The organism is Pseudomonas sp. JZ114 (genome assembly GCF_051027705.1).
Classification (GTDB): Bacteria; Pseudomonadota; Gammaproteobacteria; order Pseudomonadales; family Pseudomonadaceae; genus Chryseomonas; species Chryseomonas luteola.
The window spans coordinates 1,359,556-1,376,309 of sequence record NZ_CP069256.1; the positions used below are offsets into that span (position 1 = coordinate 1,359,556).

General features: G+C 56.3%; 13 protein-coding genes. 12 read left to right on the top strand and 1 reads right to left on the bottom strand.

The window, feature by feature from the left end; genetic code table 11:
- Positions 1 to 6 precede the first annotated feature (6 nt).
- From thrC to JQR90_RS06380, 6 genes are all read left to right on the top strand, one after another.
- Positions 7 to 1,416, top strand: coding sequence for a threonine synthase (gene thrC, locus JQR90_RS06355; protein ID WP_010797598.1), 1,410 nt, complete (start codon positions 7 to 9; stop codon positions 1,414 to 1,416).
- 94 nt (positions 1,417 to 1,510) lie between these two features.
- A complete protein-coding gene (locus JQR90_RS06360; RefSeq protein WP_434140652.1) occupies positions 1,511 to 2,575 on the top strand; it encodes a diguanylate cyclase in 1,065 nt (354 codons plus the stop codon).
- A gap of 139 nt (positions 2,576 to 2,714) precedes the next feature.
- Positions 2,715 to 3,254, top strand: coding sequence for a YaeQ family protein (locus tag JQR90_RS06365; RefSeq protein ID WP_010797600.1), 540 nt, complete (start codon positions 2,715 to 2,717; stop codon positions 3,252 to 3,254).
- Positions 3,255 to 3,367: 113 nt separating this feature from the next.
- Positions 3,368 to 5,083 (top strand): single-stranded-DNA-specific exonuclease RecJ, encoded by a 1,716-nt coding sequence (gene recJ, locus JQR90_RS06370; protein ID WP_010797601.1) that lies wholly within the window; start codon positions 3,368 to 3,370, stop codon positions 5,081 to 5,083.
- 98 nt (positions 5,084 to 5,181) lie between these two features.
- A complete protein-coding gene (locus JQR90_RS06375) occupies positions 5,182 to 6,285 on the top strand; it encodes an NADH:flavin oxidoreductase/NADH oxidase (RefSeq protein ID WP_010797602.1) in 1,104 nt (367 codons plus the stop codon).
- 154 nt (positions 6,286 to 6,439) lie between these two features.
- A complete protein-coding gene (locus tag JQR90_RS06380; RefSeq protein ID WP_010797603.1) occupies positions 6,440 to 7,156 on the top strand; it encodes a tellurite resistance TerB family protein in 717 nt (238 codons plus the stop codon).
- Here the strand turns inward: JQR90_RS06380 and JQR90_RS06385 are convergent, their stop codons facing one another.
- A complete protein-coding gene (locus JQR90_RS06385) occupies positions 7,157 to 8,071 on the bottom strand; it encodes a LysR family transcriptional regulator (RefSeq protein ID WP_010797604.1) in 915 nt (304 codons plus the stop codon).
- Between the two features lie 132 nt (positions 8,072 to 8,203).
- Between JQR90_RS06385 and JQR90_RS06390 the strand changes: the two genes are divergently transcribed.
- The 6 genes from JQR90_RS06390 to JQR90_RS06415 all read left to right on the top strand — a co-directional run bounded on the left by JQR90_RS06390 (position 8,204) and on the right by JQR90_RS06415 (position 16,742).
- Complete coding sequence (locus tag JQR90_RS06390) at positions 8,204 to 9,871, top strand: GMC family oxidoreductase (RefSeq protein WP_010797605.1); 1,668 nt, start codon at positions 8,204 to 8,206, stop codon at positions 9,869 to 9,871.
- Positions 9,872 to 9,993: 122 nt separating this feature from the next.
- Positions 9,994 to 11,616 carry an MFS transporter gene (locus tag JQR90_RS06395; protein ID WP_010797606.1) on the top strand — a complete coding sequence of 541 codons (1,623 nt, stop codon included), beginning with the start codon at positions 9,994 to 9,996 and terminating at the stop codon, positions 11,614 to 11,616.
- A gap of 250 nt (positions 11,617 to 11,866) precedes the next feature.
- Positions 11,867 to 12,962 (top strand): peptide chain release factor 2 gene (gene prfB, locus JQR90_RS06400; RefSeq protein WP_100217761.1). Its coding sequence is split into 2 segments (ribosomal slippage): positions 11,867 to 11,938 and positions 11,940 to 12,962, totalling 1,095 coding nucleotides; the frame shifts between segments, so codons are not numbered across the junction.
- A gap of 62 nt (positions 12,963 to 13,024) precedes the next feature.
- Positions 13,025 to 14,527, top strand: coding sequence for a lysine--tRNA ligase (lysS, locus tag JQR90_RS06405; RefSeq protein WP_010797608.1), 1,503 nt, complete (start codon positions 13,025 to 13,027; stop codon positions 14,525 to 14,527).
- A 143-nt stretch (positions 14,528 to 14,670) separates the two neighbouring features.
- The gene (locus tag JQR90_RS06410; protein ID WP_010797609.1) at positions 14,671 to 15,966 is read left to right on the top strand and encodes a flavohemoglobin expression-modulating QEGLA motif protein; all 1,296 of its coding nucleotides are present in this window, start codon (positions 14,671 to 14,673) and stop codon (positions 15,964 to 15,966) included.
- A 38-nt stretch (positions 15,967 to 16,004) separates the two neighbouring features.
- A complete protein-coding gene (locus JQR90_RS06415; RefSeq protein WP_010797610.1) occupies positions 16,005 to 16,742 on the top strand; it encodes a TIGR00266 family protein in 738 nt (245 codons plus the stop codon).
- Positions 16,743 to 16,754 lie beyond the last annotated feature (12 nt).

Genomic DNA, 16,754 nt, shown 5'->3' on the forward strand with positions numbered 1-16,754 from the left:
AAATCGATGCGTTACATCAGCACCCGCGGCAATGCGCCAGCGTTGAATTTCGAAGACGTTCTGTTGGCTGGCCTGGCCAGTGACGGAGGTCTGTATGTGCCGGAAAATCTGCCGCGGTTTACTCAGGAAGAGATTGCTTCCTGGGCTGGGCTGCCTTACCACGAGTTGGCATTCCGCGTCATGCGCCCGTTCGTTGAGGGCAGTATCAGCGATACCGACTTCAAACAGATTCTTGAGGAAACGTATGGCGCATTCGCTCACAGTGCGATTGCGCCGCTGCGTCAGCTCAATGCCAATGAATGGGTGATGGAGCTTTTCCATGGCCCAACCCTGGCGTTCAAGGATTTCGCACTACAGCTGCTGGGCCGTCTGCTGGATCATATTCTGCTCAAGCGGGATGAGCGCGTCGTGATCATCGGCGCCACTTCGGGCGATACGGGGTCTGCTGCTATTGAGGGCTGCCGTCGTTGCGAGAATGTAGACATTTTCATTCTGCATCCTCACCAGCGTGTATCTGAGGTCCAGCGTCGCCAGATGACGACCATCCTTGGCGAAAACATCCATAACATCGCCATCGAAGGCAATTTTGATGATTGTCAGGAGATGGTGAAGGCGAGTTTTGCCGATCAGAGCTTCCTCAAGGGCACGCGTCTGGTTGCCGTAAACTCGATCAACTGGGCGCGCATCATGGCCCAGATCGTTTACTACTTCCATGCAGCGCTGCAGTTGGGTGCCCCGGCGCGCTCCGTAGCGTTCTCGGTCCCGACCGGTAACTTTGGCGATATATTCGCAGGATACCTGGCGCGTAACATGGGGCTGCCTGTAAGTCAGCTTGTTGTAGCAACCAATCGCAACGATATCCTGCATCGCTTCATGAGCGGCAACCAGTATTTCAAGGAAACGTTGCACGCCTCGCTATCGCCTTCCATGGATATCATGGTGTCGTCCAACTTCGAACGTTTGTTGTTCGACCTGCACGGACGTAACGGTGTGGCGTTGGCCGAGCTGATGAGCACGTTCAAGGCCACGGGCAAACTCTCCGTTGAAGAAGATCGTTGGGTTGAAGCGCGTAAGCTGTTTGATTCATTGGCGGTAAGTGATGAAGACACGTGCGCTACCATCGCTGATGTCTTCAAGCGTACCGGCGAGGTGCTTGATCCGCATACGGCAATTGGCGTCAAGGCGGCGCGAGAGTGTCGTCGTAACCTGTCTACACCGATGGTAGTGCTGGGAACAGCACACCCCGTCAAGTTTCCTGACGCAGTCGAGAAGGCCGGTATTGGTAAGGCGCTGGAGCTTCCGGCTCACCTGAGCGATCTATTCCAGCGCGAGGAGCGCTGCACTGTGCTGCCTAACGCCATTGAGGCGGTACAGGCTTTTGTCGCTCAACATGGTAATCGCGGCAAGCCGCTCTAAATAGCGTTCAGGAGCGGATGCTGTTCTGGCATTCGCTCCTGACCAGCTTCCCCTTGCTCGTTTGATTGACACGCGTACTGCCAGGAGGGCTGCCGTGACTTTGAGCATGCCTACGCTACTTGTGACCAATGTGTATGTACTCGTTCTGCTTGGCGTGCTGATGCTATTTGCATGGGCAAGAGGGAGCCGCGAGGCAACTCTGGGCTTTCTGTGTGTGATGCTATGGTCGGGCGCGCTGGGGCTGGTAATAGGTAGCCTGCGTGGACGAGGAATGGATGCGTTGCCTATCGTGCTGGGAAACGTGCTTGTTCATGTCTGTTATGCCATGGGGTGGACTGCCATGCGGGCTTTTTCCGGACGACGAGTATTCTGGTCCGGAGTGTGGGCTGGAAGTGTCCTATGGTTGCTTGCCTGTCTGATTCCCGCCTTTTATGGCTCGCTGGCTGCGCGAATTCAACTGAGCTCGCTGGTAATTGTCAGCTATACCGTGTTGGCAGGTTATGAACTCTGGCGCTCCCGGAACGAAAATCAGGTATCGCTGGCGGCCTTGTTCAGTCTGTTTGGATTGCACAGTGTTTTTTATGTCGGTCGTTTCTTTCTGGATCGCTCACTGCCGTTCGCCGGGGAAAGTCATGGAATCGACTTTGCGGCGTTTCTGCTGCTCGAGACCTTGTTGTACAGCATTGGTCTGACGTTTGCGGCGACAGCCATGGTGCAGCAACGAACGGAGAGGCGTTACCGGCAAGCCTCGTTGACGGACTCGCTGACAGGTATTGGCAATCGACGGTCCTTCGTCGAAGACAGCGAAAACATGCTGCGTCACTGCCAGGTTCAGCATAGCCCTGTGACATTGCTACTGTGTGATATGGATAATTTCAAACAGCTCAATGACAGGCATGGTCATCAGGCTGGAGACCAAGCATTGGTAGCCTTTTGTGAGGTGGCCAGGATGCGGCTTCGAAAACGTGATGTTTTTGGTCGTTTGGGCGGCGAAGAGTTTGCGTGCCTGCTACCAGACACCACTACTGAAGCGGCGTATCAAATGGCTGAGCGGATACGGAAGGAATTTGCTTCATGCTCACGGGTAGCAGGGGTTTCCTTGAGTATCAGCATTGGTGTAGCCAGTTCGCGGAGGCGGGTTATGTGCTTGATTCGCTGATTGCCCTGGCTGATAAGGGATTATATGAAGCCAAGGGGCTCGGCAAGAATCGAAGTGTCATTAGCCAGCCTGTCTGAGCAAGCCACTTTTCAGGCGTTTTCACGGTACACTGGTCAGCTTTACTTTCGAGCGGACATTCATGGCCCTGCAAGCCACGCCTTATAAAGTTGAACTTAACCTGACGGATCTGGACCGCAGCGTCTACGAGAACCTGCGTTTTACCGTTGCTCGTCATCCCTCCGAAACCGAAGAGCGTCTGGCTGTGCGCATCCTGGGGTACGCCTTGTGGTACGGCGAGCAGCTTGGGTTTGGTCGGGGACTTTCCGATGTAGATGAGCCTGCCCTTTGGGAAAAGAGTCTCGATGATCGTGTACTGCATTGGATTGAAGTAGGGCAGCCTGATGCTGAGCGCCTGGTCTGGTGTTCTCGCCGTGCGGAGCGGGTCAGCTTGCTTGCCTATGGCAATTTGCGGGTCTGGCAGAGCAAGGTAGTCGATTCGGTGAAGATGCTGAAGAACCTGAACATTGCAGCGGTGCCTGTTGAGCCGCTGGCTGCATTGGCTACTGATCTGCCACGCTCGATCAGCTGGAGCGTAATGATCAGTGAGGGGACTGTGTTCGTGACGGACGAGCGTGGTCAACACGAGCTTCATCTCGACTGGTTGATGGGTGAGCGTTGATTCATCGGAAAACGCTTTAAAAGCCATGGAAGCAGACGCATCTTGAATCTATCCATGGCTTGAGCCGTCTGTTCGGCCTGTTCTCTATTTCTGTTGTAATACTTGAGTAATCGATGCGTATCGAACTTCGTTCCCTGCCGGATGAATTGCCCGATCTGGGTGATCTTCCGCCGCTACTGACCCGTCTTTATGCCGCGCGTGGCGTGAAGAGTGCTGATGAGCTTGAAAAAGGGCTGGCGCGGTTACATCCCTATCGGTTGTTCAAGGGGATGGATGACGCCATCGAATTGCTGGTCGATGCGCTGGCCAAGCGTCAACGCATTCTGGTCGTGGGTGATTTTGACGCTGATGGCGCAACCGCTACCAGTGTGGCGGTTCTTGCCTTGCGCAGTCTGGGTGCCGCCTGGGTCGATTACCTTGTTCCTAATCGCTTTGAATACGGTTATGGGCTGACACCTGAAATCGTCGCGGTTGCCCGGGAGCGCCAGCCTGACCTGCTGGTGACCGTGGATAACGGAATTTCCAGCATAGACGGTGTCGAGGCTGCCAAAGCCGCAGGAATGCGCGTGCTGGTGACCGACCACCATTTGCCGGGCCATGAGTTACCTGCTGCTCATGCGATCGTTAACCCCAACCAGCCTGCCTGTGAGTTTCCCAGCAAGTGCATTGCTGGCGTGGGCGTTATCTTCTACGTGATGCTTGCACTGCGGACGCGGCTGCGTGAAGAGGGCTGGTTCGATGCGCTGAACATCAAAGAACCTAATCTGGCTGAGCTGCTGGATCTAGTTGCGCTGGGCAGTGTTGCCGACGTGGTCCCATTGGATGCCAATAATCGGATTCTGGTCCATCAGGGATTAGCGCGTATACGTGCCGGTCGCGCTCGTCCGGGGCTCAGAGCATTGCTGGAGGTGGCTGGGCGGCAACCGGGTAAGATTACTTCTACTGACCTGGGATTTATTCTGGGGCCGCGCCTGAATGCGGCGGGGCGGCTGGATGATATGTCGCTTGGAATCGAGTGCCTGCTGTGCGAGGACGAAGCCCTTGCACGAGACATGGCCGTCCAGCTGGACCAGCTCAATAAGGATCGAAAGCTGATCGAGCAGGGCATGCAGCGTGAGGCCTTGGCGCAGCTCAAGGAGTTACCCAGAGACGATATGCCGTTCGGATTATGTCTGTTTGATCCCGAATGGCATCAGGGCGTCATTGGTATTCTGGCATCTCGTCTCAAGGAACGTTACCACCGGCCCACGCTGGCCTTTGCCGATGCCGGTGACGGCATGCTCAAGGGCTCGGCGCGTTCGGTTCCAGGGTTTCATATCCGTGATGCGCTGGATGCTGTTGCGGCGCGTCATCCTGGGCTGATCACTAAGTTCGGCGGGCACGCCATGGCAGCGGGGCTATCACTGCCTCAAGAGAATTTCGGTGCGTTTGCTGCGGCTTTCGATGCGGAAGTCAGACGGCATCTGGTCGAGGATGACCTGACAGGGCGTTTGCAATCGGACGGTTCGCTGGAAACCTGCGATTTTCAACTGGAGATTGCACGTGCACTCAAGCATGCTGGCCCCTGGGGGCAGCATTTCCCCGAGCCGATGTTTCACGGTGTGTTTGAGGTCGTGCAGCAGCGTATTGTAGGTGAGCGGCATTTGAAGCTGGTTTTGAAGAGTGAGTGCGGAGGCATTCAACTGGACGGCATTGCGTTCAACATTAATTGCGAGGTCTGGCCGAATCCGCAAATTCGCTGGGTCGAAGCCGCCTACCGCCTGGATGTGAACGAATTTCGTGGTCAGGAAAGCGTGCAGCTGATTGTGGTTCACCTGACGCCCAAGTGAAGTAATAGGCCTCATAAAAATAGTTGCATTGCTATCGAATTGATCATTCCGGCAAAGTAAGGCTCTAATAGATTCAAGTCCTTGTGCCGAGAGCGATCATGAGCAAACTTTTTGAGCCTTTTACCCTTCGCCAACTGACGCTTCCGAACCGCGTTGTAGTTTCCCCCATGTGCCAATATTCGAGCGAAGACGGTTTCGCCAATGATTGGCACTTGGTCCACCTGGGCAGCCGTGCCGTTGGTGGCGCGGGTCTGGTCATCAGTGAAGCTGTTGCCGTTACGCCAGAAGGACGTATTACTCCGCAGGATCTGGGCTTATGGAAGGACGAGCAGATTGAGCCGCTGCGCCGCATCACTCAATTCATTCAGTCACAGGGCGCGGTACCGGGTATCCAGATTGCCCATGCCGGGCGTAAAGCCAGTACGTGGCGTCCTTGGGAAGGCAAGCACGGCAGCGTTCCCATCGCTGAAGGTGGCTGGGTTCCCGTAGCTCCGTCAGCGATAGCCTTTGACCCCCAGCACACACGTCCTACCGAGCTGGATGCTGAGGATATTGCCGGTCTCACCAAAGCCTTTGTCGCAACAGCCGAGCGCGCACTGGCTGCCGGGTTCAAGGTTGCTGAAATCCACGCGGCCCACGGTTATCTGCTACATCAGTTTCTTTCACCGATTTCAAACCAGCGTAGCGATCAATACGGTGGCAGTTTCGATAACCGTATCCGTTTCCTGTTGGAGGTTACACAAGCCATTCGAGCAGTCTGGCCTGATGAGCTGCCTGTCTTTGTTCGGTTATCGGCAACCGATTGGGTAGAAGATGGCTGGAATGTAGACGAGACGGTAGAGCTGGCCAAGCGCTTGAAACCCCTGGGTGTCGATCTGATTGATGTCTCCTCGGGAGGTACTGCGGCAAACGCCGAAATCCCGGTAGGCCCAGGTTATCAAACGCAATTTGCAGAGCGGGTTCGCAAGGAGGCTGAGATTGCCAGTGGCGCCGTGGGCATGATTACCGATGCGGCCCAGGCTGAGCACATCATTCGTACCGGTCAGGCCGATGTGGTACTGCTGGCACGCGAACTGCTGCGTGATCCGCACTGGCCGCTGCAGGCCGCTGAAGCATTGCGCGACAAGGTTTCCTGGCCCGCACAGTACGTTCGCGCGGCACACCGGGATACGCCCCTTCGCAAGCCGCTATCGTTCGATTGACCCTGTTAGGGCGAGCTTCCAGTAGGTTCGCCCTGTTTAATCCTCCCTCCAAGCGTCCCTGCAATATCTCGCAGCAGAAGAGCGCTCCGCTGCATGAACCATCTGCCGGTGTGTCTTGCCCTAATAGGTATCTACCATTATCTGGAGAGCAATGATGCAAACACGTGGCCTGCTGGATCAATTACTCAAGACAGGGCAGGACATGCTCGCCAAGCAGGGCGGCCTGTCCGGTGCACTTGGAAAGTTGAATCAAGGTAATGCGAAGTCTCAAACCCCTTCGTCGAAAGACCCTCTGAGCGGCATGCTGTCGAGTGCAGGCGGCGGAGCGCTGGCCGCCAGTGTGTTGGGGATGCTTTTGCGCGGCAAGGGCGCCACCCGTATGGGAGGTGGCCGGATGGCCAAGTATGGTGGGTTGGTCGCGCTGGGTACGCTAGCCTACCAGGCTTATACAAACTGGCAGAAAAGCCAGGCCAATGCGCCTCAGGCCGAGCCTCAGACAGTAGATCGTGCGCCGGAAGGAAAGGTGGAGCAGCACAGTCAGGCCATTCTGAAGGCACTTATTGCAGCAGCCAAGGCAGACGGGCATATCGATGATCAGGAGCGTAAGCTCATTGATGACGAAATGAATCGACATGCAGATGATCCTGAGCTTCAGAACTGGCTGCGTCAGGAAATCAATAAGCCGCTGGACCCTGCCGAAATTGCTGCCAGCGCCAAGACGCCGGAAATGGCTGCCGAGATTTACCTGGCAAGTCTGTTGATGGCCGATGATCAGCAAGTGATGGAAAAGGCCTATCTAGACGAGCTGGCGCGTCATCTGAACCTGGATCCCGCCCTCCGGGCTGAGCTGGATAGCAAGGCCAAGGGCTGATCATGTGTCCGGGCCGTCTTGCTCGGCGGCCTGGCCCATCAAGACATGTTGGTGTTGCTCGCACAGGCCAACCAGAAAATCCCAGACAACGCGCAGCCGCACCGTTCGATGAAGTTCTCGGCGCGATGATATCCAGTAGTGCCGAATGACGCGCTCCTGCGGCAGGACTGGTATCAACAGGGGATCGCGGCTTCCCAGGTAGTAGGGAAGGATGGCAATGCCGATTCCCGCCTGAGCCGCCATTTGCTGAGCCAGCACGCTGGTGCTCCGGAACGCTACTTGCGGGTGCTTGCACATTGTCTGGAGAAAAAGCAGTTCTTTGGTGAATATCAGGTCGTCTACGTAGCTAATCCAGCGATGGCGGGAGAGATCTTCCCGTGAGTGAAGGGGAGGCGCTTTTTCCAGATAAGCTGAACTGGCGTACAGTTGGAGACAATAGCTGCTGAGTTTTCGAGCGATGACCAGATCAGCGCTGGGCCGTTCGAGCGTAACGGCAATATCCGCCTCCCGGTTAGTAATGCTGACAAAGCGGGGAACCGAGACCAGCTCGATTTCAAGGCCCGGATAGCGCTCCAGTAAGGTTGCCAGCCGCCCGGCCAGGAAGCCCGTGCCCAGTCCTTCCGTCACCCCAAGGCGAACCTGGCCTAGGGGATTTACGCTACAGGTCATTTCTTCCTGCGCCAGAAGGGCGGATTCCTCCATGGCCTCGGCATGCTTGAGTAATGCCTGACCGGCTGGTGTGAGCTGATACCCCTGGGTGTGCTGAACGAGAAGCTGCGTGCCCAGGGTGCGTTCGAGCGATTCGATGTGCCGAGCGACGGTCGTGTGGCTGGTTCCCATACGCCTGGCCGCGGATAGCAAGCGCCCGCTGCGCTGTAATTCCAGAAAGAAGCGGAGGTCGTCCCAGTTGAACATTCGCGTGACTCCTCACCTAGGTAACTGCTGTGCATTTTTGAACAACGGCTGCCTGAAAATGATTGTTCTTGTTCTGAAATACTCCGTCTAGCATGAAGAGCAATAACAAGTACAACAAGAGCAGATGTTCTGATGACCACTCTTCCGAATTCATACGACTATGTCATCGTTGGCGCAGGTCCTGCCGGTTGCCTGCTGGCCAATCGGCTATCGGCTGATCCTTCGGTTCGCGTGTTGCTTCTAGAGGCGGGCGGCCGTGATACCTATCCCTGGATTCACATCCCTGTCGGCTATCTCTACTGTATCAATAATCCCCGTACTGACTGGTGTTTCAAGACCGAGCCCGAACCTGGTCTCAACGGGCGGGCGCTGGGTTATCCGCGCGGCAAGGTGATGGGAGGTTGCTCTTCTATCAACGGCATGATTTATATGCGTGGTCAGGCGCGTGACTATGACGAGTGGGCGGCTGCGGGTAATGCCGGTTGGGGTTGGCAGGATGTCTTGCCGCTATTCAGGCGCATGGAGAATCACTACGCAGGAGCGTCTGAGCTGCATGGGGCGGGTGGTGAGTGGCGCGTCGAGAAACAGCGCCTGAGCTGGGATATTCTCGAAACATTCCGTCGCGCAGCGGCAGAGTCGGGCATTTCTTCGGTCGAAGACTTCAATACGGGTGACAATGAAGGCTGTGGTTTCTTTCAGGTCAATCAACGTAGCGGAGTTCGATGGAACGCAGTCAAGGCCTTTCTCAAGCCTGTCCGGCAGCGAGCCAACCTGACGATCGTGACCAATGCCGAGGCGGATCGGGTCATCCTGGAGGACGGACGGGCCCGTGCCGTTCAGGTCGTACGGAAGGGGCAATTGCAGCGCTTTATCGCGCGTCGGGAAATTATCCTGTGCAGCGGTGCCATAGGCTCTCCCGCCATTTTGCAGCGCTCGGGTATTGGCCCGCGACCGCTATTGGAGCGGCTCGGGATTGGTGTTCAACATGAACTGCCCGGCGTTGGTGCAAACCTTCAGGATCACCTGCAGTTACGTCTGATCTACAAGGTCTCGGGTATTCATACGCTCAATCAAATGGCCAGTAGCCTATGGGGTAAGCTGAACATGGGCCTGCAGTACGCATTCGGACGCCGCGGCCCGCTGGCCATGGCGCCGAGCCAGCTGGGTGCTTTCGCTCGCTCCGAGCCGAGCCAACCGTCTGCCAATCTGCAATACCATGTTCAGCCATTGTCGCTGGATCGCTTCGGCGAGCCGCTGCACACCTTTCCAGCATTCACGGCCTCAGTGTGCAACCTGCGGCCAGAGAGCCGGGGGCGAGTGGAAATTTGTTCGGCAGAACTAGATGCTGCGCCGCTGATCCAGCCGAACTATCTCAGCCATGAGGCGGATCTCAAGGTCGCTGCCGATGCTATTCGTCTAACACGACGTATTGTCGGCTCGCCGGCCCTGGCACCTTATGCACCGGAAGAGTACCTGCCGGGTCCGGACTTTCAGACAGAGGAGCAGCTAAGAATGGCTGCCGGCAGTATTGGTACTACCATCTTTCATCCTGTGGGGACCTGCAAGATGGGGGCAGGTCCCGAGGCGGTCGTGGATGCTCAGTTGCGCGTTCATGGGATACCGGGGCTACGTATTGCCGATGCGTCGATCATGCCCACTATCGTGTCGGGTAATACCTGCTCACCTACGTTGATGATCGCGCAGAAGGCGGCCGAACTGATAGTGGCAAGCCAGCGAGACGAGCGGCTGACCCATGCTGCCCAGACGATCCGACGTGAGCCGGAGCGGCTGGCAATCTGAGCAACACAAGGCAATCTCAACGAAGGCAGTACCGCTTGAACAGGCCGTATGAGGTTCTGGCGTCCCGCAGTGAATAACAATGACAACAGACACTGAGACCCCACGAGGGTCGGGAGACAAGCATGGCAGAATATGCCCAGGCCAGCGGCTACAGCCGCACCGTCAGCAGCACCCGTGAAGAGCGCAAGGTTATCTTTGCCTCTTCTTTGGGGACCGTGTTCGAGTGGTATGACTTTTTTCTTTACGGCGCCCTGGCGGCCGTGATCAGCAAGCAGTTCTTCGCAGGTGTCAACGAAACTACCGCCTTCATCTTTGCCCTGCTGGCTTTTTCGGCGGGCTTTCTGGTCAGGCCGTTTGGTGCACTTGTCTTTGGCAGGCTAGGCGACAAGATCGGCCGCAAATATACATTTCTGGCAACCATCCTATTGATGGGTGTTTCTACCTTTGGGGTTGGATTGTTGCCTACCTATGCCTCCATCGGACTTGCCGCCCCCATTTTGTTAGTTACGTTGCGATTGCTTCAGGGGCTGGCGCTGGGTGGCGAATATGGAGGAGCCGCCACTTATGTGGCTGAACACGCACCGGCTGGCAAGCGGGGTAGCTATACCAGTTGGATTCAGTCAACAGCAACCCTTGGGCTTCTGCTTTCGCTACTGGTCATTCTGGTCTGTCGGAAGCTGACCGGTGACGCATTCGAAACCTGGGGCTGGCGCTTGCCGTTCCTGTTTTCGATTGTGCTGTTGGGTATCTCAACCTGGATTCGTCTGTCGATGCACGAGTCCCCGGCGTTTCTCAAAATGAAGTCCGAAGGCAAGACGAGCCATTCTCCTATTAGGGATTCGTTCACCCGCTGGAGCAATTTGCGCGTTGTGTTGATTGCGTTATTCAGCATCAATGCCGGCCAGGCAGTAACTTTTTATACCGCGCAGTTCTACGTCCTGTTCTTTCTGACGCAAATGCTCAAGATGGACGCCGCCCTGGCTAATACGCTGCTTATCATCTCGATTGTCATCGGTGCGCCTTTCTTTGTCTTTTTTGGTTGGCTGTCCGATAAGGTCGGTCGCAAGCCGATTATGATGCTAGGACTGCTGCTGGCAACGGTTTGCTATTTTCCAATCTTCAAGGCTTTGGGGCATTACGCCAATCCGGAGATTGATATGGCCAGCCGGCAGGCACCGATTACCGTCGAGGCGGATCCTGCCACCTGTACCTTCCAGTTCGATCCTGTCGGCAAGGCACGCTTCGACAGTCCGTGCGATCGGGTCAAGGCACTTCTGGTAAAGCGCGGCCTGCCTTATCAGACCGCTGAAGGTGCCGCTGGCAGTGAGATCGTCGTACGGGTAGGGCAACAGGAAGTACGCGGTTATGATGCGGCTACCCTGAGCGCAGCAGTGGACGCAGCCGGTTATCCACAAAAGGCTGATCCGGCGGCCATCAATCAGGGCATGGTCGTGCTGTTGATCGTTGCGCTGATTTTGATCGCTACCATGACGTATGGTCCATTGGCAGCATTGATGGTGGAACTGTTTCCGACCCGTATCCGATATACCTCGCTATCGCTGCCATACCATGTTGGCAACGGCTGGTTCGGCGGTCTGTTGCCTACCGTGTCCTTTGCGCTTGTCGTGTATACCGGCGATATTTTTTATGGCCTGTGGTATCCAGTGCTTATTACTGGGGGCAGTCTGGTGGTAGGCCTGCTGTTCCTGCGTGAGACCCGTCATGTCGATATTCACGCAGATTAAGCGCACTCAAAGGTCTGGGCTGTGTAGGCCGCGCTGTAAACTGTGCCGCCTGTATCGGATGTCGTACCGGTAGGCGCCAAGCGGCATGAGTCGACCGGAGCCTGCAGCAGTGCTTTTCCATGCTGCTGTAGGCCATTCGGAGGGGCTGAATAACGGAGGGACGAACAAACACCCGCAAAGGCTGCCGGATCGGAGCCGGTTGCAGTATACTCGCAGGCTTTTCCACGTTTTCCGCGAGTGATTGCCAGCCATGGAAATCAACCCGATTCTGAACAGTATCAAAGACCTCACCGGACGTACCCAGACCATTCGGGGGTATCTTTGACTACGATCATAAAAAAGATCGTTTGACCGAAGTTGAGCGCGAGCTCGAAGATCCAAGCGTCTGGAACAAGCCTGAGTACGCTCAGAGCCTTGGCAAAGAACGCGCCCAGCTGGCCCAGGTGGTCGAAACCCTTGATGAGCTTTCCGGTGGTCTGGCCGATGCAAACGACCTGCTGGAAATGGCTGCCGAGGAAAATGACGAAGGCGCTGTCAACGATGTAGCCACCGAGGTCGAGCGTTTGCGCGAGATTCTCGAGAAGCTCGAGTTCCGTCGCATGTTCAGTGGCGAGATGGATCCGAACAATGCCTACCTTGATATCCAGGCTGGCTCCGGCGGCACTGAGGCTCAGGATTGGGCCAATATGCTGCTGCGCATGTACCTGCGCTGGGCAGACAAACACGGCTTCGAGACGACCATCATGGAGCTCTCCGAAGGTGAAGTGGCAGGGATCAAGGGCGCAACCGTTCATGTGAAGGGTGAGTATGCGTTCGGCTGGCTCAAGACTGAGATCGGCGTACATCGGCTGGTTCGCAAGAGTCCATTCGATTCGGGCAACCGCCGCCACACGTCGTTTACAGCCGTCTTCGTTTCGCCGGAGATCGATGACAACATCGAAATCGAGATCAACCCAGCCGACCTGCGGATCGATACCTACCGTTCCTCCGGCGCGGGTGGTCAGCACGTTAACACCACGGACTCGGCGGTGCGTATCACCCACGTGCCCACCAACACGGTGGTCAGCTGCCAGAACGAGCGCTCCCAGCACGCCAACAAGGACACCGCCATGAAAATGCTGCGGGCCAAGTTGTATGAGCAGGAAATGCAGAAACGTACGGCCGCTTCCCAGGCGTTGGAAGACTCCAAGTCCGATATCGGCTGGGGCCACCAGATCCGCTCCTATGTACTCGACCAGTCTCGGATCAAGGATCTGCGTACCGGCATCGAGAACAGCAACTGCGATGCGGTACTGGACGGCGACCTGGACGAGTTTATCGAGGCCAGCCTCAAGCAGGGCCTGTAACACTACCTTAAACGCCTTCTTCGACAGGAGAGGGCTGATCCCGTGATGGAAATACCCAGACCATGAGCGAACAACCTTTAGACCAACATGCCCAAGAGCAGGAACACAACAAGCTGATTGCCCAGCGCAAGGAAAAGCTTGCAGCCCTGCGCGCCGAGCAGCGCATCGCGTTCCCGAATGACTTCCGCCGCGACAGCTACTGTGCGGATCTGCAGAAAGCCTATGAAGGCAAAAGCAAGGAAGAGCTGGCCGAAGCGGGCATCAAGGTCAAGATTGCTGGCCGCATCATGCTCAACCGCGGTGCGTTCATGGTTCTTCAGGACATGACCGGCCGGCTTCAGGTTTATGTAGACCGTAAGAAGCTGCCAGCGGAAACGCTGGAAGCCATCAAGACCTGGGATCTGGGCGATATCATCGCGGCCGAGGGCACACTGGCCCGCTCCGGCAAGGGCGACCTGTATGTAGACATGGACAATGTTCGTCTGCTGACCAAGTCTCTGCGTCCTCTGCCTGACAAGCATCACGGCCTGACCGATACCGAGATGCGCTACCGTCAACGCTACGTCGACCTGATCGTCAACGACGACGTCCGCCATACGTTCCGTGTACGCTCGCAGGTGATCGCTCACATTCGCCAGTTCCTGCGGGATCGTGACTTCCTCGAAGTCGAAACGCCCATGCTGCAGACCATCCCAGGCGGTGCGGCGGCCAAGCCCTTCGAGACGCATCACAATGCGCTGGATATCGATATGTTCCTGCGTATCGCTCCAGAGCTTTATCTGAAGCGACTCGTGGTGGGTGGCTTCGAGCGCGTGTTCGAGATCAACCGCAACTTCCGTAACGAAGGCGTATCGACTCGGCATAACCCCGAATTCACCATGCTTGAGTTCTACCAAGCGTATGCCGATTACGAAGACAACATGGACCTGACCGAGGAATTGTTCCGCGAGCTGGCCATGGCGGTTTTGGGTACCACCGATGTGCCGTATCAGGGCAAGGTCTTCCACTTCGGTGAGCCGTTTGCACGCTTGTCCGTGTTCGACTCGATCCTGAAGTACAACCCCGAGATCAGCGCTGATGATCTGCGTGACATCGAGAAAGCACGTGCGATTGCCAAGAAGGCCGGTGCGGACGTCAAGGGCTTCGAAGGGCTTGGCAAGCTACAAACCATGATTTTCGAAGAGCTGGTCGAGCACAAACTGGAGCAGCCTACGTTCATTACTCAGTATCCGTTCGAAGTCTCTCCGCTGGCCCGTCGTAACGACGATGATCCAAGTGTGACTGACCGCTTCGAGCTGTTCATCGGTGGCCGTGAAATCGCCAACGCCTATTCCGAACTTAACGATGCGGAAGACCAGGCTGAGCGCTTCCACGCTCAGGTGGCCGATAAGGACGCCGGTGATGACGAAGCCATGCATTTCGATGCCGACTTCGTGGCGGCGCTGGAATACGGCATGCCGCCAACGGCAGGTGAGGGCATCGGTATTGACCGTCTGGTCATGCTGTTGACCGACTCTCCGTCGATCCGTGACGTAATTCTGTTCCCGCATATGCGCCCGCTGTAAGCAGTTGCTGTAAACAAAGAACCGCCTTTATGGCGGTTCTTTTATTTCTGGCGTACCGAGATCTGTCGAACCGCCGTCTACCCAGGCAGTCGATACGCTATCCTGCATACGTCAGGGTTTGTCTTCCCTGTAATGAGGTGGGCATGAATTCACGCAAGGTGAAAAACCAGTACCAAGAGACGATTCGCACGCTTTCCGATCGTATCGTGGCGGCCCAGGCCCCCATCCGGATTCTCGATGCGGTGAAGTGGGAGGATGAGGTCAAACAGCGCTTTCTCGATGGCAAGGGCAAGATGCTACCCCCGGTGGATCGCGCCTACTATGAACAGCGGCCGTTAGGGTTCGACCCAGATGAGGTCAAGGGCGAGTTTCAAAGCATCGAGCGGGAAGTGACCCGGCACCTGGGGCAATTCAGCCCGGTGGGGCAAATCATGCGGCGTATGTGTCGTGAGTACCGCATGGTCGTGCGGATGCTTCAGGCGCGAGGGACGCGAGATTTTGGCCTGATCTCACAGGAACTCTATGGGGCAGCGTCCGATGCCTTTCATGCCGGTGACCCGACTCTGGCGGATCTAGGCATGATGATGTCGGATTATCTGAACAACATCGATAAGCGCAGCGATCTCAAAGACGAGCCCAAGACACTCACCGCCAAGGAAGCTGCACCGATGCTGCAGCAGCGCCTGAATGCAGTATTTGGAGAAGACGAAGGCACTATCCGTGTGTTCGAATCAGATGGAATCGTTGCCGACGCTGCCGCAGGTGCGGATTACATCAAGATCCGGGCGGACGCCATGTTCAACGAACGTGATATTCGTGCGTTGGAGGTTCATGAGGGGTTGGTCCATGTCGGGACAACACTGAACGGTCAGAATCAGCCGATCTGCACCTTTCTCTCGAAAGGACCGCCATCGTCCACCGTTACGCAGGAAGGCTTGGCTATCCTCATGGAGGTCATCGCCTTTACTTCTTACCCTTCACGCCTGCGCAAGCTGACCAATCGTACCCGTGCTATTCACATGGCAGAGGAGGGTGCTGATTTTCTGGATGTCTTCCGCTTCTATGAGGAGCAGGGTTACAGCCTGGAGGATGGTTACCAGAACGCCAGTCGCGTATTCCGCGGTTCTACACCTTCCGAGTTACCGTTTACCAAAGACCTCTCCTATCTCAAGGGCTTCATTCTCATCTACAACTACATTCAGCTGGCCGTTCGTAAGGGTAAGGTAGAGCAGATTCCCCTGTTGTTTTGTGGCAAGACCACCCTGGAAGACATGCGCATCCTGAGCCAGCTGGTTGAAGAGGGTCTGGTCGCGCCGCCCAAATACCTGCCGCCCCAGTTCCAGGATCTCAATGCCTTATCGGCCTGGATGTGTTTTTCCAACTTCCTGAACCATCTCAGCCTGGATCGAATCGAAGCGGATTACGCCAATATCATTTGACCACGCCGACGCCTTGTGTCGGCTTACAGGAGTAAGCCATGCCCAGTCATGAAATCGATTACCGCATCATTGGTGAGTCCATGCAGGCGGTGGAAATCGGACTTGATCCCGGCGAGACCGTTATCGCCGAGGCAGGTGCCATGACCTATATGGAAGAGGACATCGATTTCACTGCCCGCATGGGGGACGGATCCGGCGGAGTGCTGGGCAAGCTGTGGAGCGCTGGTAAACGCATGATGGGCGGCGAATCGCTATTTATGACGCACTTCACCAATGAGGGGAAGCGCAAGCGTCATGTAGCCTTCGCTGCGCCTTATCCAGGACACGTTGTGCCGGTTGACCTCTCAGCTATTGGCGGTACGCTTTTCTGTCAGCGCGATGCCTTCCTCTGTGCTGCGCTAGGTACGCGTGTAGGCGTAGCGTTTACCCGCCGCCTGGGGGCCGGCTTCTTTGGTGGTGAGGGTTTCATTCTGGAAAAGCTGGAAGGCGATGGTCTGGCCTTCATGCATGCGGGCGGTACGGTCATTCGCAAAGAGCTCAATGGGGAAACGCTCCGTCTTGATACCGGGTGTCTGGTTGGTTTCACCGAAGGTATCGATTACAGCATTGGCTTGGCAGGCGGCCTACGCAGCATGCTGTTTGGCGGTGAGGGCTTGGTATTGGCAACCCTAAAAGGACACGGCTCCGTATGGGTCCAAACGCTCCCTTTTTCACGTCTCGCTGAGCGCGTCTATGAAGCAACGACCAAGGCGCAAGGCGAGAAAGGCAGTGAATAGCCATCCATCGCT